Genomic DNA, 18,167 nt, shown 5'->3' on the forward strand with positions numbered 1-18,167 from the left:
GTTCCGTCGTCGATTCTCGCGCGAAGTTTCCGGGTGGGGAGATCCGTCGGCGTTCCGGTGCCGAATCAAGGACATGGGTGGTTCCGGCCACGGTCCGCGTCGTTCGCACCCGGTGACAGTCCGAAACCGGTGTGCGACGCAGGCGGGCCGGTGCCGGGCGGCGATTTCTCGGCACCTTCCCTGGAGCTGACATGGTGGACAAGCCGGTGGAGACGTTGCCCTCCGCTCGGGAGGAATCCACGGCCCTCCTGGGCGGGGGCGGCGAACCCGCCGAGGTCGAGAGAACCCTCGCCGCCGTGCTGGCATCGGTCGTGCGGACCGAGCACGTGCCCGTCGACAGCCACTTCTTCGACGACCTGGGCGCCGACTCGCTGGTGATGGCGCACTTCTGCGCGCGGGTCAGGAAGCGCGGGGATCTGCCGTCGGTGTCGATGAAGGACGTCTACCGGCATCCGACGATCAGGGGTCTCGCGACCGCCCTCACGGACGATCCGCCCGTCGCGCAGGCGGATCCGGCGGCGGAGGACACGGCCCCGCCCCGGACGCCGGTTCGGTCCCCGGCAGGCATGCGGCAGTACGTACTGTGCGGTGCCCTCCAGCTCGTGGCCTTCCTCGGGTACTTCTACGTCATCGCCTTCGGCACGGCCGTGGGCTACGAGTGGATCTCAGCCGGATCGGGTCTGCTCGACACCTACTCGCGCGCGGTCGTGTTGGGCGGTGCGGCCTTTGTGGGCCTGTGCGCGTTTCCCGTGCTCGCGAAATGGACGCTCGTCGGCCGGTGGAAGCCTCGGAACATACCCATCTGGAGCCTGTCGTACGTCCGCTTCTGGATCGTGAAGACGCTGGTCCGGTCGGACCCCCTGGTGCTGTTCAGCGGTTCTCCGCTCTACCTGCTCTACCTCAGGGCACTGGGCGCGAAGGTCGGGCGGGGCGCGGTGGTCCTCTCGCGGCAGGTTCCCGTGTGCACCGACCTGCTCACCATCGGTGACGGCACGGTCGTCCGCAAGGATTCGCTCTTCGCCTGTTACCGGGCCCATGCCTCGGTGATTCAGACCGGCCCCGTCACCCTCGGCAGGAACGTGCTGGTCAGCGAGGCCACGGTGCTTGACATCGACACCTCGATGGGTGACGGGGCGCAGCTCGGGCACGCCTCCTCGCTGCACCGTGGGCAGGCGGTGCCCGACGGCGAGCACTGGCACGGGTCCCCGGCACAGCGGACCGACGTGGACTACCAGGTCGTGGGGTCGGCCCGCTGCGGTGCGGTGCGCAGAGCCGCCCACAGCGTCGTGCAACTGCTGGTCGCGCTGGCCGTGTACGCGCCGCTGGCGGCCGGCGGCCTGGTCGCGATGCTCGTCGAGGTCCCGCAGCTCCGCACGGCCCTGGAACCCGGACCCGCGGTCCTCGGCGACGGGACGTTCTACATCGAGACCCTGGTGATCTCCTTCGTCCTCGTCTTCGGCGCCGTACCCGCCGGCCTCCTCGTCCTGACCGTGGTTCCCAGGCTGCTCGGCCTCACCATCACGCCGGGCCGGACCTACCGGCTGTACGGCTTCCACTTCGAGGCGCACCGGACGATCGCGCTCCTGACCAACTGGAAGTTCCTCAAGCGCCTGTTCGGTGACAGCTCCGCCATCGTCCACTACCTGAAGGGCCTCGGGTACGACCTCTCCCGCGTCGAGCAGACCGGGTCGAACTTCGGCACGGAGATGAAGCACGAGACGCCGTATCTCAGCTCCGTCGGGCGCGGGACGATGATCGCGGACGGCCTGTCGGTCATGAACGCCGACTTCTCCAGCACCGCGTTCCGCGTGTCCCGGGTGTCGATCGGGCCGCGCAACTTCCTCGGGAACCGGATCGCGTACCCGACGCGGGGCAGGACCGGCGACAACTGTCTCCTCGCGACCAAGGTGATGGTGCCGGTCGACGGCGAGATCCGCGAGGGCGTCGGGCTGCTGGGTTCGCCCAGCTTCGAGATACCCCGTTCGGTCCTGCGGGACAGCAGTTTCGACCGGTTCAAGCGCCCTGAGGAGCTGCGGCGCGGTCTGGCCGCCAAGACCAGGCACAACGTCGCCACCATGGCGTGGTACCTGCTGTCGCGGTGGATCTACGTCTTCGCCCTCGCCCTGCTCGTCACAGCCGCCGCGGAGCTGTACGGACCCCTCGGCGTGACGGGGCTGGTGCTGGCCGACCTCCTCGTCCTGCTCGTCACCATCGCGTACTTCGTGCTGGTCGAACGCGTCGTCACGGCGCTCCGCCCCCTGCGGCCGCTGTTCTGCTCGATCTACACCCCGGACTTCTGGCAGCACGAGCGCTACTGGAAGGTGCCGTCGGAGGCGTACCTGAGGATCTTCAACGGCACCCCGTTCAAGAACGTGATCTGGCGGGCGCTCGGAGTGCGGCTGGGCCGCATGGTCTTCGACGACGGCTGCCACCTCACGGAACGTGCCATGGCCGCCATCGGGGACGGCAGCACGCTCAACTCGGGCAGCGTGATCCAGTGCCACTCGCAGGAGGACGGCGCCTTCAAGTCCGACCGGATCACGATCGGCTCCGGCTGCACCCTCGGCGTCGGCGCCTTCGTCCACTACGGCACCACGGTGGGCGACGGCGCGGTGCTCGGCCCCGACTCCTTCCTGATGAAGGGCGAGGTGGTCCCGCGGAACGCGTGGTGGGCCGGCAACCCGGCAAGGCCGATCCCTTCGCACGGTGAGGGCGAGAGGAGGCCGGCCCCATGGCAGTCATGACGACGTCCGAGACGGCCGGGCGGGAGTTCTGGCGGGGCGTGCTCGGCGCCGGTGGCGTCACCACGATCCCGCGATGGACGGCGGACCCGGCGTTCCGCCTCGCCGAGCACGAGACGACGCTCACCGGGGACCTGACGGACGCGCTGAGCCGCCTCGCGGACCTGCTGGCGGTGCCCCTGCGCGCGCTGTTGCTGGCTGCCCACGCCAAGGTGCTCGCCGCCCTGTCCGGCGAGCAGGAGGTCACGACCGGATACGTTCCCGTACCGGCCGGGCGCCCGCTGCCCTGCCGTCTGACCGTCGCCCCCGACTCGTGGCGGTCGCTGGTGCTCCGCACCCACCGGGCCGAATCGGAGCTGCTGCGGCACAAGGACTTCCCCGTGGACGGACTCCGGCAGGAGCTGGGCCTGCCCGGACCGTCGGGCGAGGCCGTGTTCGACCCGCACGGCGCGGGAGGCGAACTCCCCGGGAACGCCGTGCTGCGCGTGGAGTTCCCGCGCGGCGGCGACCGGCGCACGCTGCGGCTGCGGTACCGGACCGACGCGCTGGACCGGGCCGGCGCCGCGAGGATCGCGGGCTACCACCTCACCGCGCTCACGCTGCTCGCCGCCGACCCGGACGCCGCGCACGGCCGGCAGAGCCTGCTCTCCGCAGAGGAGCGCCGCTTCCAGCTCGAAGGGCTCGCGGGACCCTACCGGGAGCTGCCCGACCGCCGCGTCCACGAACTGTTCGAAGAACGCGTCAGGGCACACCCCGACGCCATCGCGGTCGTATGCGGCCGGCGGCGGTGGACGTACCGGGAACTCAACGCGCGGGCCAACCGGTTGGCACGGGCTCTGCCGGCAAGGGGGCTGCGCCGGGAAGGCGTCGTGGCGGTGGTCATGGAGCGCGACCTGGACTGGGCGGCCGCCGTCCTCGCGGTCCTCAAGGCCGGAGGGGTGTACCTGCCCGTCGAGCCGCACTTCCCGGCCGAGCGCATCACGACCATGCTCTCCCGCGCCGGGTGCCGGCTCGTGCTGACCGAACCGGGCAGCACCACCACGCTCGACCGGGCCCTCGACGCGCTGCCGGAGGTCCGGGCGCTCCGCGTCGACGAGGCGTGCACGGAGGGCCACCCGGACACCGACCCCGGCGTCGGAGTCGCACCGGACCAACTCGCGTACATCTACTTCACGTCCGGCTCCACCGGCGAGCCCAAGGGCGCCATGTGCGAGCACGCGGGCATGCTCAACCACCTGCGCGCCAAGATCGACGACCTCGGGATCGGCGAGGGGCGGACCGTCGCCCAGACCGCGCCCCAGTGCTTCGACATCTCGCTGTGGCAACTGACCGCCGCGCTCCTGGTCGGCGGGCGGACCCTGATCGTCGAGCAGGACGCCATCCTGGACGTCCCACGGTTCGTCGACACGATCACCCGCGGCGGGGTCGACGTGCTCCAGGTCGTGCCGTCGTACCTGGACGCCGTCGTGTCCTACCTGGAGCGCCGGCCGCGCGCGCTGCCGGATCTGCGGTGCGTGTCGGTCACCGGCGAGGCGCTGAGGAAGGAGCTCGTACAGCGCTGGTTCGCGGTCGCGCCCGGTATCAGGCTGGTCAACGCCTACGGGCTGACCGAGACGTCGGACGACACCAATCACGAGGTGATGGACCGGGCGCCGGACGGCGAACGGGTCCCGCTCGGCCCGCCCATCGGCAACGTGCACGTCTACGTCGTGGACGAGCACCTGTCACCGGTACCGCTCGGCGCCCCCGGCGCGATCGTCTTCGCCGGCGTCTGCGTCGGCCGCGGCTATGTCAACGACCCCGAGCGCACCCGGCAGTCCTTCATGGCGGATCCGCACCACGCGGGCCTGCGGCTCTACCGGGGCGGCGACTACGGCCGCTGGGCGCCCGGCGGCAAGCTGGAGTTCCTCGGCCGCCAGGACAACCAGGTCAAGATCCGTGGATTCCGGATCGAGACCGGCGAGGTCGAGAGCGCCTTGCTACGAGTACCCGGGGTCCGCGACGGAGCGGTGGTCGCCGTCGAGGGAGGCGGGCAGGGCGGACGTCTGGTGGCCTTCTACCGCGCCGGGGGCCCGCTGGAGGACGGCGTCCTGAGGGACCGGCTCGGCAGGTCGCTGCCCGAATACATGGTCCCCTCGGAGTTCCACCTGCGGCGGAGCCTGCCGGTGACCGCGAACGGCAAGGTCGACCGGAAGGCACTGACCGCGCTCGCCGTACGGCTCGGCGCAGTGGCCCCGGACGCCGGATCCGACGGCACGGCCGGGGAGGACCGCGGCACACCCCGCACGCCGGCCGAGCTGCGGCTGGCGGGCCTGTGGGCCCAGGTGCTCGACGTACCGCAGGACAAGATCCGTCGGCAGGACCACTTCTTCGACCGCGGCGGCACATCGCTGGCGGCGGTGCGGCTCGCGATCGCCCTGGACCGTGCGGTGGACATCAAGGACATCACTCGCCACCCCGTCCTGGCCGACCTGGCCCGCGTCCTCGACGACGGGTCACCGGCCGCCGTGCCCCCGGCATCCGCGGGCACCGCCGGTCCGGCACCACCGACCTCCCCCTGAACCACGACCGAAAGGAGACCGAGATGCCGTCCTCGCTGCCCCTGTCGATGCCCGGCGTCGATCTGGAGCCCGGCAAACCGCCGATCCTCCGGGCCGACTCCACCGGCGACGCGGCGAGTTGGGCCGCCGAGCACCGGGACGCCGTACGCGCCCTCGTCGCCGAGCACGGTTCGGTCCTGGTTCGCGGCCTCGCGCTGGGCGACACCGCCGAGACCGCGGCCGTCGTCCGGCGGCTGGCCTCCGGTCCGATGACCGAGAAGGAGGCCTTCGCGCCCCGGCGAGTCCACTCCGACGGCATCTACTCCTCGTCGAAGTGGCCGCCCCACCAGCCGATGTGCATGCACCATGAGCTCAGCTACGCCCTGGAGTTCCCCGGCCTCATGCTGTTCGCCTGCCTCACCGCGCCCGCCGCCGACGGGGCGACCGCGCTGGCCGACGGGCCGACCGTGCTGGGCGCGCTGCCCACCGACCTCGTCGAACGGTTCCTGAGGGAGGGCTGGCTGCTGACCCGCAGCTACAACGAGGAGATCGGGGCGTCCTTGGCCGACGCCTTCGGCAGCGACGACCGCGACGTCATCGAGAGCTACTGCCGGGCGGCCGCGATCGAGTTCGAGTGGCAACCCGACGGCGGACTGCGCACCCGGCAGCGCCGCAGCGCCGTGGTGCGCCACCCGGTCTCGGGCCGGCGCTGCTGGTTCAACCAGATCGCGTTCCTCAACGAGTGGACGCTGGCCCCGGAGATCCGTGAGTACCTGGTGGACGTGTACGGCGCCGACGGGCTGCCGTTCAACACCCGCTACGGGGACGGCACACCGATCGCCGAGGACACCGTTCAACTGCTCAACGAGGTCTACCGGACCCACACCGTGCGCGAGCCGTGGCAGGACGGCGACCTGATGCTTGTCGACAACGTCCGCACCGCCCACAGCAGGGAGCCGTACGAGGGTCCGCGCGAAGTGCTCGTCGCGATGACGGACGCGGTGCGCCTGGCCGACTGCGCACCGACCGTGGAGGTGATCGCCCGATGACCACCACGCCATCCACCACCTGGGAGCCCGACCGGTCCGGGCCGGTCACCGTGCCACCGTTCGCGGTCGTGTCCGGCGGCCAGGTGCAACAGGCGCTGCGGGGGCGCGAGAAGCAGATCGTGGAGGTGGTCGAGGACACCTACCGGCTGCACAGCGCCGGCGACTCGGTGAACCCCCCGTCCCACTTCCTGCGCTTCCCCGACCGCCCGTCGTCCCGGATCATCGCGCTGCCCGCCTCGATCGGCGGGGAAGCAGGCGTGGACGGCCTGAAGTGGATCTCCAGCTGTCCGCAGAACGTGGCGGCCGGCATCCCGAGGGCCTCGGCGGTGCTCATCCTCAACGACCGCCGCACCGGCTACCCCTTCGCCTGCATGGAGGCGTCGATCATCAGCGCCACCAGGACGGCGGCGTCGGCGGCACTGGCGGCGGACGCGCTCAGCCGCGACCGACGGCGCCCGACGCGCGTCGGCTTCATAGGGACGGGCCTGATCGCCCGCTACATCCACACCTTCCTGGCCGGTACCGGTTGGTCGTTCGACGCCATCGGCATCCACGACGTGTCCGCCGACAGCGCGGCCGGCTTCCGCTGTTACCTGGAGCAGTCCGGCGCCACCGGCTGGATCGCCGTGCACGACAGCGCCGAGGAGCTGATCCGCCGGAGCGACCTGGTCGTCTTCGCCACGGTCGCCGCCCGGCCGCACGTCAGCGAGCCGTCGTGGTTCGCGCACGGTCCGCTCGTGCTGCATGTGTCGCTGCGCGACCTGGCTCCGGAGATCGTGCTGGCCTCGGACAACATCGTCGACGACGTCGAGCACTGTCTGAGGGCGGAGACCTCCGTCCACCTGGCCGAACGGCTCACGGGCAACCGCGACTTCCTGACCGGCACGCTCGCCGACGTGATGGCCGCACGTGTCACACCGTCGGCGGACCGGACCGTGGTGTTCTCGCCCTTCGGCCTCGGAGTGCTCGATCTGGCCGTCGGCAAATACGTCTACGACGAGGTGGCCGGCTCCGGGGAGCTGCACGTCGTCGACGGCTTCTTCCATGAGCTGCGCCGGTACGGATGACACCGTCCGGCCCGGCCGTATTCGATCCGCGGAGGCCATCGTGTCAGTCATATCCGCTCCCTACACCTTCAACGAGGAGGATCTCTACGTCGACCTCCGGCCGATACTCGGGCGCCGGCTCTACCTGAAGTGCGAGGGCTTCAACTTCGCCGGCTCGATCAAACTGAAGCCCGCGACCGAGATGGTCGAGGCCGCCGAACGAGCGGGGGTCCTCACCCCGCGGTCGGTGCTGCTGGAGTCCTCGTCGGGGAACATGGGCGTGGCACTCAGCATGATCGCGGCGAGCAAGGGCTACCGGTTCCTGTGCGTGACGGACTCCCGCTGCAACCTGTCGACCAGGCTGGTGATGAAGGCCCTGGGCGCCCAGGTCCACGTGATCACCGAGCCGAGCGCCGAAGGCGGCTTCCTCCGTGCGCGCATCGACTACGTTCGCGCGCTGTGCGCCCTCGACGAGCGGTACGTGTGGCTGAGCCAGTACACCAACCCCGAGAACTGGCGAGCGCACTACCGCAGGACCGGGCCCGCCATCGCCCGCTCCTTCCCGAAGCTGGACGTGCTGTTCGTCGGCGCCGGCACCACCGGGACGCTGATGGGCTGCGCCCGCTACTTCCGGCACTGGCACCGGCGCGTCCGCATCGTCGCCGTCGACAGCGTCGGCTCCGTGACCTTCGGCGGCGCCCCGGGCCGCCGTATGCTGCCCGGCCTGGGCATGAGCGTCTGCCCTCCGCTGCTCGACGAGTCCTACGTCGACGAGGCCGTGCATGTCGAGGAGGCGGACACCATCCGCGCCTGCCATCACCTGGCACGCCGTGGTTTCCTCTTCGGCGGCTCCACCGGCACCGTCGTCAGCGGCGCGATGCGCTGGCTGGCCGCCCACGACTCGGCCGGACTCACCGCGGTGGCCATCGCCCCGGACCTGGGCGAGCGCTACCTGGAGACCGTCTACCAGGCCAACTGGGTCGAGGCCCTCTACGGCGAGGACGCCCTGCGCCCCGACGGCCCGGCCGCCGACGCCGCGCCACCGGTGCTCGTGTCAGGGCCCCGGGTGCGCCACCCGAGTCGGCGGGACGAGGCCCGGACCGGTGCCATCAGGACCGTGGGCCCGAGCCGGCCCGCACCTGGCCCCTGGTCGGCCGGGTCCGCCCCACTCCGGGATGCGGGCGACGGCCGGGCCTCGGACACTGTGGGGGAGGGCTCATGACTCCCGGCACGGCGCGTCGAGGCACACACAGGCGGGAGACGGTGTGGCGAAGCGGCAGGCCTCCGAGGCCCGGCACATCGGTGCGACCGAGACGGATCGTCTGCTGGTGTCCGTCGCCGCGGGCAGCAAGGACGCCTTCAGCCGCCTCTACGACGTGGCCGCCGGCCCGATCTACGGCATGGCGTGCCGAGTCCTCCGGGACCAGGGACGTGCCGAGGAGGTCGCCCAGGAGGTCATGCTCGAGGTCTGGCAGAGCGCCCCCCGCTACCGGCCCGAGAACGGGCACGCCATGACCTGGATGATGACCATCGCCCACCACCGCGCCGTGGACAGCGTCCGCACCCTGCAACGGTCCGCGGAACGCGAGCGCACCGTCTCCCAGCAGGAAGCGGCTCTCGCGTACGACGACGTGGTGGAGACGGTGGAGTCGATCGGGGAACGCGAACAGGTGCGCTCCTGCTTGAAGGAGCTCTCCGCCGAGCTGCGGCAACCGGTGGTGCTGGCCTACTACCAGGGCCTGACCCAGACCGAGATCGCCGCGGCGCTGTCCCTGCCGCTCGGCACCGTCAAGAGCCGCCTGCGCAGGGCACTGACCCACCTGCGGCACTGCCTGGGAGATCCCCCGTGATCACCGCCGACGCACACGACCTCGCGGGTGCCTTCGCGGTGGACGCCCTCACCCGGGAGGAGCGCGAGGAGTTCCTGCGGCACTCCGCCGACTGCCCCGACTGCGCGCACGAGATCGCACGTCATCAGCGGGCCGCCACCTGGCTCGGACTCGCGGCGGCCCGCACCCCTCCGCCGGAGCTGAAGGACCGTGTCCTCGCCGAGGCGGCCCGGACCCCTCAACTCCCCCCGACGCTCGCGGCTCGGGAGGGTGCGCGCCGCGGCCGGCGGTTCACGCCCCGGATGCTGAATCTCGCGCTGGCCGCCTGTCTGGCCGCGGCCGCCGCGTTCGGCGGTCTGGCGGCCTGGCAGCACCAGGAAGCGCAGCAGACACGTCAGGCGGCCGACAGCAGGACCGCCGACTTCGCCCGGCTCCTGTCGGCCCCCGACACCACTTTCGTCAGGCAGGACGTGCCCTACGGCGGCTCCGGCACCGTCGCGGTGTCACGTCACCTGGACCAGGCCGCCTACTTCTGCGAGGACCTGGCCCCGCTGCCCCCGGGCAGGACCTACCAGTTGTGGTACATCGCCCCCGGGAACCAAGTCCGCTCCGCAGGGCTCCTCACCGCCAGAACCGCACTTCAGGCCGTGTCCCTGCCCCCGCCGGGTGCCGCCGACTCCCTCGCCATCACCGTCGAACCGGGCAAGGGCTCCACCGAACCCAGCGGCAACCCCCTCGCCACCTGGCCCCTGCCCGCCGCCTGACCGTGGGCTCAGAGCCAGTCCTTGCGCTTGAAGATGACGTACAGGCTGGTGCACACGACGGCCATCAGGGCGATCGCGAACGGGTAGCCGAACACCCAGTGCAGCTCCGGCATGTGGTCGAAGTTCATGCCGTAGATCGTGCCGACGAGGGTCGGGGCGAAGAGGATGGCCGCCCAGGACGAGATCCGTTTGATCTCCTCGTTCTGCTCGAACCCCGCCTCCGCGAGCGCCCGCATCTCGGCGTTCTGCTGCTGCGTGACCAGGGTCGCGTTGACCGTGAGGATCTCGGTGAGGGCCTGGCGGAAGCCGTCGACGCGTTCGCTGGTGTGCGTGACGTGATCGGCCACGTCACGCAGATAGCGCTGGAGTTCCTCGTCCGTGCCGTACTTGGAGAAGCCCGCCATCAGGCCGTGCAGCATGCCGACGAGCGGGCGGGTCGCGCGCTGGAACTCGACCATCTCGCGGGAGAGTTCGTAGATACGACGGGAGACCTCGGGGTCACCCCGGAAGACCTCGGTCTCGATCTCGTCGATGTCGATCTGGACGCCCGCCACGACCGGCTCGTAGCCGTCGACGACCGCGTCCAGAATCGCGTAGAGCACCGCCTCCGGGCCCAGTTTGAGCAGCTCGGGCGTCTCCTCCATGCGCCTGCGCACCCCCGACAGATCGGGGGCCGCGCCATGCCGGACCGTGATCACGAAGTCGGGGCCGACGAAGACATGGAGCTCGCCGAAGTCGACCTCCTCCGGCGCGTCGAGATAGCGGGCCGCGCGCAGCACCACGAAGAGCGTCCCGCCGTAGCGCTCCAGTTTGGGCCGCTGATGGGCCTCCATCGCGTCCTCGACGGCCAGCGGATGCAGGTCGAACTCGGCGGCCAGGGACAGCAGCTCGGCCTCCGTGGGCCGGGCCAGGCCGATCCACGCCATGCCGGACGGCTGGTCGCGCAGCTCGCGATAGGTCTCGGCGAGCGTGGCGGGGGAGGACACCCGCACGCCGTCCCGGTACAGCGCCGCCTGCACGACACTGACCACCTCGGACTGCTCCGGAGCACCGGAGGGCGGCTCGGACACCGGCGCGGGGGGCTCCGCGGGCGGCGGGGTGAAACCGCGGCGCCACACGGACTTCATGGGGTTCTTCGAGGCGGGGCGGGGGCGTCGCTCGGACATTGCGGCTCCCTCCCGATCGGGGCGACGGGTGCAGGTGCGTGATCACCGAGCAGGATATACGGGGCGAATGACATGGGCGGGGCGAGCCGATCCGGGACCGGGTGGGAGTTGCGGACAGAAGGTGTCCGCAAGCGTCGCTAGCGTGACCGGTATGACGAAGCGGACCACGGCAGAGCCCGTCCTCAGCACCCGCGCCCTCAACCGCGCCACCCTCGACCGGCAGCTCCTGCTGCGCCGCTCGCCGATGTCCGCCATGGCGGCCGTGGAGCATCTGGTCGGCCTCCAGGCGCAGGAGGTCAAGCCGCCGTACTACGCGCTCGCGGCCCGTCTCGACGGCTTCACGCCCGAGGACCTGTCCGGGCGGCTCGCCGACCGCTCGGCCGTGCGGATGGTCACCATGCGCTCGACGATCCATCTGCACGGCGCCGAGGACGGCCTCACCCTGCGCCCGCTGGTGCAGCCCGCGCGGGACCGCGAGATCAACTACTTCCGCAAGGGCCTCGTCGGCGTCGACCTGGAGCGGCTCGCCGTGCTCTCCCGAGAACTCGTCGAGGCCGAGCCGCGCACCATGAAGCAGCTGCGCGAGGCACTCGGCGCCGAGTGGCCGGACGCCGACCCGCAGTCCCTGGCCGTCGCCGCCCGCTGCAAGCTGCCCCTCGTCCAGGTCACCCCGCGCGGACTGTGGGGCCGCGGCGCGCAGGTCTCCCTCACCACCGTCGAGCACTGGCTGGGGCGCCCTGCCGAGCCGGCCGCCTCGGCCGACGCGACGGTCCTGCGCTATCTGGCCGCCTTCGGACCGGCGTCCGTGAAGGACATGCAGACCTGGTCCGGACTGACCCGGATGCGCCCCGCCTTCGAGCGTCTGCGCCCCGAGCTGCTCGTCTTCCGGGACGAGAACGGCGTCGAACTCTTCGACCTCCCCGACGCCCCCCGCCCCGACGAGGACACCCCGGCGCCGCCCCGCTTCCTGCCGGAGTTCGACAACCTGCTGCTCTCCCACGCCGACCGCACCCGGGTCGTCCCGCCCGCGAACCGCGGCCGCACCTGGCAGGTGAACACCGTCTACTGCCCGTTCCTCGTCGACGGCTTCCTCGCCGGCGTGTGGCGCATCCTCGACGACGCCCTGGTCATCGAGCCGTTCGACGACCTGACCAAGGCGCAGCGCGGCGAGGTGACCGAGGAGGCGGCGCGCACGCTTCAGGTCATGCACCCGCAGGAGTCGTACGACATCCGGTTCGGGACCGTCCTGCCGTAGCCGGGCGGCGGTCCTCAGTCCGCGCGGCCCGTCACCGCCACCGTCACGCCGAGCCCGATCATGGTGAATCCGCCGGCGCCGCCGATCAGCGACAGCCGCCGGTCCGAGCGGGCGAACCAGGTGCGGGTGGCGGACGCGGTCAGGCCCCACGCGGTGTCCGTGACCAGGCCGATCATGATCGGGATCAGGCCCAGCACCAGCATCTGCAAGGGGACCCGGCCCGCGGACTGGTCCACGAACTGGGGGAGTACGGCGGCGAAGAACACGACGCCCTTGGGATTGGTGATGCCGACCAGTGCGCCGTCGAGGACCGTGCGCAGATCACCGCGGGCCGGACGCGTCGAGGCGGGTTCGGCCGCCGACACCCGCAGCTCCCGCCGGTGCCGGAACGCCTGGACGCCCAGGAACACCAGATAGGCCGCGCCCGCCAGTTTGACCGCGAGGTAGATCGCGGCGGAGCGCTCCACGAGCGAGCCGATGCCCACCGCGACCGCGATCACCAGCGCGTACGAGCCGAAGACGTTGCCGATGGCCGTCGCGACCGCGGTGCGGCGGCCGTGGGCGAGCGCCCGGCCGATCACGAACAGCACGCTGGGTCCCGGGATCAGGACCACCAGCAGCGACATCGCCGCGAACGCCAGCAGCCGGTCGGTGGACACCATGACCATCACCTCCGTAAGAACCCGGCCATTCAACCCCGCGGCGGGCGGACATGGATAGGGGGCGGGGGGGGGGGGGGGGGGGGGGGGGGGGGGGGGGGGGGGGGCGCCGGGGGGGGGGGGGGGGGGGGGGGGGGGCGGGCGGGGGGGGGGGGGGCGCCCCCCCCCCCCCCCCCCCCCCCCCCCCCCCCCCCCCGGTCTTTCACCTGAGGTGTGCTCAGGAGACCTTCTGGACGACGTTCCCGATCAGGAACCGACCTGCTCGGTCACCTCGTCCGAGAACGTGGTCAGCCGGGTGTAGACACCCGGGTGACCGGCCTGGGCGCAACCCTCGCCCCAGGAAGTGATCCCTGCCAGGACGCCCCCGATGAGCAGGGGACCGCCGCTGTCGCCCTGGCAGGTGTCGACGCCGCCGGAGGTGTATCCGGCGCAAACCATGTCGGACGCGATGAAGTCCGAACCGTAGGAATTCGCACAGCCGGCGTCGGAGACCGTGGGCACGGTCGCCGTGCGCAGCTGGTTGGAGGAGCTGCCGCCCGAGGAGGTGGTGCCCCAGCCGAGGATGCGGGCCGTGCTGCCCGCGGCGTACACACCGGTGTCCGAGGAGCCGACGTACGAGGCCGGCGTGTACGGCATCGACGTGGACAGGGTCAGCACGGCCACGTCGTTGCCCTGGGTGACGTCCTGGTAGTCCGGGTGGATCCAGATGTCGCTGACCCGCCTGACCGTGCCGTTCGTGCCGTTGAGGTAGGTGCGCCCACCGACCACCCGGACACTGGAGTTGCTCTCGCCGACCATGCAGTGGGCGGCGGTGACGACCTTGGTGGCCGAGACCAGCGTGCCGCCGCAGAACTGGTTCTGCGAGGCGTCGGTGATCTGCATCATGAACGGGTACGCGCTCGTCGTGGTGGTCGAACCGCCCACGATGCGCGAGTCGGCGGCCTCAGCGGTGGGGGCACTGAGCAGGGCCGCCGCGGCGGCGGCGACGGTGGCCGCCACGGCGGCCGTCTTTCTGGCACGGGTGAGCCCGAACATGAGACTCCTCAAGGGGGATTGCCGGTGGGGGGTCGCACGGGTGTGGGGGGTTTCACGAGGGACGCGGGACCGGCCCCCGTGTGCCCGGGCGAGCGGCACACCCATAAGGTAGGTCCCGGACGTTCCCCTTCCCAATGAGGGAACCCCCTAAGGGAGTTGGGCAGGGAAAACCCTCGGTCGTGTACCGCTAAACCTGCGCGGACCGACCTGGACGGGTGAAATTCACGTCGTGCGGCGCCCTGCCGCCAGTCGGACGATGTCGACCCGCGACCGGATCCCGAGCTTGCGGTAGACCCGGGTCAGGGTCGCCTCGACCGTCTTGACGCTGATGAACAGGCGTGCGGCGATCTCCCGGTTCGTCGCGCCCTCCATGACCAGCGCGGCGACCTGACGCTCCATCGAGGCGAGCCCGTCCAGGCCGTCGAGGCCGTCCGGTGCGACGACGGGAGCGGGAGCCGGCTCCACGGCGCCGACCGCGGCCGCCGCCTCCACTCGCCGCAGCCACGGCAGCGCCCGGCAGCGGCGGAACAGCCGCGCCGGTTCGTCGTACGACGTCGGACCCGCGGCACCGGAGCGCAGTTGGGCCAGCGCGAAGGCGGCCCGCGCCTCCTCAAGGCCGTACCCCAGCTTGCCGAGCCGGTCCTGGGCCGACGTCAACTGGGCCACCGCGGCGTCCCGGTCGCCGCGTGCAGCGCGCACCAGCGCCTGAGCGCGGTCCAGGACGGCCAGCACGCTCTCGCGGTCCAGCCGCAGCGCCTGCTCGCGGGTGACGTCGATGACGTCCTGCGCCTCCGCGATCTCGCCGCCGCGCACCAGGGCCTCGGCGAGGTCGCCGTGCCAGCGGCCGCGGGCCGGATCGGTGATGCCGAGCCCCTGCTCCACCTCGCGCACCCGGCGCAGCGAACGCACCGCCGCCTCGGTGTCCCCGGCCACCAGCTGGGCGTGCCCGAGGGCCGCCAGGGCCCGGGAGACGTACATCTGGTCGCCGTCCTCCTCGGCGTGCTCCATCGCCTCCCGCGCCAGCGTCAGCGCCCGCTCCACCTCGCCGCCCGCCGCCTCCGCGAGCGAGGTCAGCACGGCGGAGGCGACCTCGCCGATCCCGGTGTCACGGGCCAGGCGCAGGCTCTCGCGGGCCAGGTCCAGGGCGCGTCCGCAGTGGCCTGAGTGCAGCTCGGTCTCCGCGACCCCGCGCAGGAAGTGCACCTCGCTCTCGACCCAGCCGTGCCGGCGCACCTCCCGCAGCAGCGCGGTGACCGCCGCGCGGGCCTCGGGCAGCTGGTCGCTCATGATCAGCCAGCGGAAGCGGGAGTAGCCGGCCCCGTTGTGATGACAGGCCACCCTCGGGTCCTGGGGTTCCTCAAGGGCGCGCCGGATGGTCGCGGGGGCGTCCGGGTGGCCCATCAGGGTCTCGATCTGCGCCTTGAGGGCGAGCGCCAGGAGCTCGGTGTAGCGGTCACCGGCCCGCGCGGCCAGCTCCGCCGCGTACCCGGCCTCCTCGCGGGCCTCGTCGAAGTCGCCCTCCACGAGCAGGGCGCGCCAGGTCAGTTGGTAGTGGACCAGCGCGAGCAGCTTCGGGTCCTCGCCCGCGTCGGCCAGCGCCTGCGGGAAGATCGAGTCGACCTCCGTCATGGCGTGGCCGGCCGTCTCGATCACGGCGATCCAGGCCCGCACCCGCTCCGCCGGCACGGCCGTGCGGGCCAGCACCTCGCGCGCGATGTCCCGGGCGAGGTCCAGCTCTCCCGCGGTGATCGCGTCCTCGGTGGCGGCGAGCCGCAGGGCGTCCGGGCTCGGTGTGCCGTCCGCCGGGGTGTGCCGGGCGGCGAGCAGGGAGAGCTGCGCGGCCACCGACGGGGCGCCCCGGTCCCGGGCCAGCGCCGCGGCCTCGGCCAGGCGGGCGGCGACCTCCGGGTCGGTGCCGGTGGTCGCGAGGGCCAGGTGCCGGGCGCGTTCGATCGGGTCGGAGGCGGCCGTGGACAGCGCCGCGTGTGCGGCCCGGCGTTCCTGCGCGGGTGCCTCCGCGTACAGCGCGGCGGAGATCATCGGGTGCGCGAACCGGACGGCGGGACCCTCGGGTTCGGTGGCCAGCAGACCGAGTTCGGCGGCCTGCGCGGTCTCGGCCTCGGCGTCGTCCCGGCCGGCCGCGTGCAGCAGGGCGAGGGTCGGGCGGGCGCCGGCGCTCGCGACGAGGAGCGTGCGGCGGGCCTGGTCCGACAGCATCTCCAGCCGGTTCAGCACCAGGGCGCGCAGCGAGGTGGGCACCGGCAGCGGCTCGCCGGGGCGGGGCGGGGTGGCGTTCTCGGCGAGGGCGCGGCCCAGTTCGAGGGCGAACAGGGCGTTGCCGCCGCTGGTGCGGTGGATGTCCCGGACGGTGGAGCGGGGCAGGCCGGTGTAGCCCCGGTTCTCGAGCAGGGTGGACATCTGGGCGCGGGACAGCGGGCCCAGCCGTACGGCGAGGGTGTCCGGCGGGGACGCGCGTAGCTGGCGGTCGTACTCCTCGCCGTCGGTCCGCACCGCGAACAGCATGCGCACCGGGGTGTCGCCGAGGCGACGGGCGGCGAAGCCGAGGAGTTCGGCGCTGGCCGGATCCAGCCACTGGAGGTCGTCGGCGACGACGAGGACGGGGCCGGTGTCGGCGAGTGCGCGGAGCGCGGACAGTACGGCCAGGCGCAGGGCCAGGCCGTCGCGCTGGAGGGTGGACTCGCCGCGACCGGTGAGCGCCGCCTCCAGGGCGGTGAGCTGGGCGGCGGGGAGCCGGTCGGAGACCTCGTCCAGGACGAGGCCGAGGAGGTCGGCCAGGGCCAGGAAGGGAAGGTGGGATTCGGACTCCGTGGGCGAGCAGCGCAACACGGTGCGCGCCGTCGCGCCGCATTCGCCGGCCAATGCCCGCAGGACCGTCGACTTCCCAATTCCGGCAGGGCCGTGAAGCAGCACGCTGCCGCCCCGCGCGAGCTGGTCACGTGCCGCCGTGAACAGCTCCTCCCTGCCGATGACCTGGTCGGGGCGGCATCTGGCAGGCTCCTTGAAGTCCCGTCGCACGGTCACCGCTCCCCTCCGTGTGTCGTGTCCGGGCCAATATTAGGCAATAGGTCTTTGAATTTCGGACCGCCGGCAAGGTGAGCCAAATAACAACCGCGAGGCATGGGGCAATTCAAAGCACGGATGAATGAATGAGGGGTTGTCGCGGTGGTCCGGACCACCGCGACAATGGTCCGGACCACCGCCGCGCCCGCGCCGCTACGGCAGCAGCCCGGCCCTGCGTGCCGCCGCCACCGCCTCACCCCGGGTGTGGGTACCCAGCTTTCGCATGGCCGACCGCAGATAGCCCTTCACGGTCTCCGCGCGCAGCCCCAGCCGCTCGGCGGTGGCCGCGTTCGTGGCGCCGGCCGCCACGCACGTCAGCACGTCCAGTTCGCGCGGGGCCAGCTGCACGCCGTTCGGCGCGGGCGGCTCCGTCAGCAGGCCGCAGGCGTCCAGCAGTTCCGCGCGCAGGGCCGGGTCGCCGATGCGCGGGGCGAGTGCCCGCAGCGCCGCGTGCGCCTCACGGACCTGCTCCCACACCGCGCTGCGGTCGGGCGGCGCCGGCTGCGCCCGGGCCGCCTCCAGCAGCCCGCCGGCCTCCTCGCGCACCACCAGCGCCTGCTCGACGTCCCGCGCCGCGTCCACGGCCGCCGTCAGCGTGCGGTCGCCCAGCGGCTGGGGTGTGCGCAGGGCGCCGTACAGGACACCGCGCACCCGGCGCCGTACGACGACCGGGACCGCCACCACCGAGCACAGCCCCTCCATGGCGACCGCGGCGTCGTACTCATGGGTGATCTGCCGCGAGGAGGAGTAGTCCGTGACGGCGCACGGGCGGCCCAGCGCCACGGCCTTGCCGCCCAGGCCGTTGCCCGAGGTCACCGCGAGTCTGCGCAGCGAGTCGGTGGACGTGCCGTTCAGTTCGCTGATGCGCACCCGTGGGTGCCCCGGCTCCACCAGTCCGCCGAAGGCGACCGGCAGCCCGGTCGAGCGGCGCAGGCGCACCAGCGCACGCCCTATCTCCACCGTTGCGACCGCGTTCACTGCCACGTACTCGCCCTTTCACCG

13 protein-coding genes are annotated in these 18,167 nt (G+C 72.3%); 8 read left to right on the top strand and 5 right to left on the bottom strand.

The genetic code is table 11. From position 1 onward, the window contains the following. Nucleotides 1-191 precede the first annotated feature (191 nt). From PGH47_RS33960 to PGH47_RS33990, 7 genes are read left to right on the top strand one after another with little or no spacing between them, the layout of a single operon-like run. Complete coding sequence (locus tag PGH47_RS33960; RefSeq protein ID WP_271666564.1) at nucleotides 192-2,744, top strand: Pls/PosA family non-ribosomal peptide synthetase; 2,553 nt, start codon at nucleotides 192-194, stop codon at nucleotides 2,742-2,744. Next, on the top strand, nucleotides 2,741-5,302 hold the full coding sequence (locus PGH47_RS33965; protein WP_271668217.1) for a non-ribosomal peptide synthetase: 2,562 nt from the start codon (nucleotides 2,741-2,743) through the stop codon (nucleotides 5,300-5,302). The genes PGH47_RS33960 and PGH47_RS33965 overlap by 4 nt, the downstream gene beginning before the upstream one ends. 23 nt (nucleotides 5,303-5,325) lie before the next feature. Continuing rightward, on the top strand, nucleotides 5,326-6,330 hold the full coding sequence (locus PGH47_RS33970) for a TauD/TfdA family dioxygenase (RefSeq protein ID WP_271666565.1): 1,005 nt from the start codon (nucleotides 5,326-5,328) through the stop codon (nucleotides 6,328-6,330). Then, nucleotides 6,327-7,397: a 2,3-diaminopropionate biosynthesis protein SbnB gene (gene sbnB / locus PGH47_RS33975; protein ID WP_271666566.1), complete on the top strand. Its 1,071-nt coding sequence runs from the start codon at nucleotides 6,327-6,329 to the stop codon at nucleotides 7,395-7,397. Before PGH47_RS33970 ends, sbnB begins: the two co-directional genes overlap by 4 nt. 40 nt (nucleotides 7,398-7,437) lie before the next feature. Beyond that, nucleotides 7,438-8,598, top strand: coding sequence for a 2,3-diaminopropionate biosynthesis protein SbnA (gene sbnA, locus PGH47_RS33980; protein WP_271666567.1), 1,161 nt, complete (start codon nucleotides 7,438-7,440; stop codon nucleotides 8,596-8,598). Nucleotides 8,599-8,641: 43 nt separating this feature from the next. Further along, complete coding sequence (gene sigK / locus PGH47_RS33985; RefSeq protein ID WP_271666568.1) at nucleotides 8,642-9,226, top strand: ECF RNA polymerase sigma factor SigK; 585 nt, start codon at nucleotides 8,642-8,644, stop codon at nucleotides 9,224-9,226. Further along, nucleotides 9,223-9,969, top strand: coding sequence for an anti-sigma factor (locus PGH47_RS33990; RefSeq protein WP_271666569.1), 747 nt, complete (start codon nucleotides 9,223-9,225; stop codon nucleotides 9,967-9,969). Before sigK ends, PGH47_RS33990 begins: the two co-directional genes overlap by 4 nt. Before the next feature lie 8 nt (nucleotides 9,970-9,977). Here PGH47_RS33990 and PGH47_RS33995 read toward each other — a convergent pair whose 3' ends face one another. Beyond that, the gene (locus PGH47_RS33995) at nucleotides 9,978-11,135 is read right to left on the bottom strand and encodes a magnesium and cobalt transport protein CorA (RefSeq protein ID WP_271666570.1); all 1,158 of its coding nucleotides are present in this window, start codon (nucleotides 11,133-11,135) and stop codon (nucleotides 9,978-9,980) included. A gap of 151 nt (nucleotides 11,136-11,286) precedes the next feature. On the opposite strand from PGH47_RS33995, the gene PGH47_RS34000 reads away from it, so the two are divergent. Further along, nucleotides 11,287-12,390 carry a winged helix DNA-binding domain-containing protein gene (locus PGH47_RS34000; RefSeq protein ID WP_271666571.1) on the top strand — a complete coding sequence of 368 codons (1,104 nt, stop codon included), beginning with the start codon at nucleotides 11,287-11,289 and terminating at the stop codon, nucleotides 12,388-12,390. A gap of 14 nt (nucleotides 12,391-12,404) precedes the next feature. On the opposite strand, the gene PGH47_RS34005 is transcribed toward PGH47_RS34000, so the two are convergent. The 4 genes from PGH47_RS34005 to PGH47_RS34020 all read right to left on the bottom strand — a co-directional run bounded on the left by PGH47_RS34005 (nucleotide 12,405) and on the right by PGH47_RS34020 (nucleotide 18,149). Continuing rightward, nucleotides 12,405-13,052, bottom strand: coding sequence for a LysE family translocator (locus PGH47_RS34005; RefSeq protein ID WP_271666572.1), 648 nt, complete (start codon nucleotides 13,050-13,052; stop codon nucleotides 12,405-12,407). Nucleotides 13,053-13,295: 243 nt separating this feature from the next. Continuing rightward, on the bottom strand, nucleotides 13,296-14,084 hold the full coding sequence (locus PGH47_RS34010) for a S1 family peptidase (RefSeq protein WP_271666573.1): 789 nt from the start codon (nucleotides 14,082-14,084) through the stop codon (nucleotides 13,296-13,298). 222 nt (nucleotides 14,085-14,306) lie between these two features. Then, nucleotides 14,307-17,126 (bottom strand): helix-turn-helix transcriptional regulator, encoded by a 2,820-nt coding sequence (locus PGH47_RS34015; RefSeq protein ID WP_271666574.1) that lies wholly within the window; start codon nucleotides 17,124-17,126, stop codon nucleotides 14,307-14,309. 192 nt (nucleotides 17,127-17,318) lie between these two features. Beyond that, a complete protein-coding gene (locus PGH47_RS34020) occupies nucleotides 17,319-18,149 on the bottom strand; it encodes a helix-turn-helix transcriptional regulator (protein ID WP_271666575.1) in 831 nt (276 codons plus the stop codon). Nucleotides 18,150-18,167 lie beyond the last annotated feature (18 nt).

The organism is Streptomyces sp. HUAS 31 (assembly GCF_028198125.1).
GTDB classification, from domain to species: Bacteria; Actinomycetota; Actinomycetes; order Streptomycetales; family Streptomycetaceae; genus Streptomyces; species Streptomyces chartreusis.

What these genes read in the sequence shown, in the direction of transcription:
- PGH47_RS33960 (WP_271666564.1), top strand. Translation starts at nt 192, where the DNA reads ATGGTGGACAAGCCGGTGGAGACGTTGCCCTCCGCTCGGGAGGAATCC.
- PGH47_RS33965 (WP_271668217.1), top strand. Translation starts at nt 2,741, where the DNA reads ATGACGACGTCCGAGACGGCCGGGCGGGAGTTCTGGCGGGGCGTGCTC.
- PGH47_RS33970 (WP_271666565.1), top strand. Translation starts at nt 5,326, where the DNA reads ATGCCGTCCTCGCTGCCCCTGTCGATGCCCGGCGTCGATCTGGAGCCC.
- sbnB (WP_271666566.1), top strand. Translation starts at nt 6,327, where the DNA reads ATGACCACCACGCCATCCACCACCTGGGAGCCCGACCGGTCCGGGCCG.
- PGH47_RS33995 (WP_271666570.1), bottom strand. Translation starts at nt 11,135, where the DNA reads ATGTCCGAGCGACGCCCCCGCCCCGCCTCGAAGAACCCCATGAAGTCC.
- PGH47_RS34000 (WP_271666571.1), top strand. Translation starts at nt 11,287, where the DNA reads ATGACGAAGCGGACCACGGCAGAGCCCGTCCTCAGCACCCGCGCCCTC.
- PGH47_RS34005 (WP_271666572.1), bottom strand. Translation starts at nt 13,052, where the DNA reads ATGGTGTCCACCGACCGGCTGCTGGCGTTCGCGGCGATGTCGCTGCTG.
- PGH47_RS34010 (WP_271666573.1), bottom strand. Translation starts at nt 14,084, where the DNA reads ATGTTCGGGCTCACCCGTGCCAGAAAGACGGCCGCCGTGGCGGCCACC.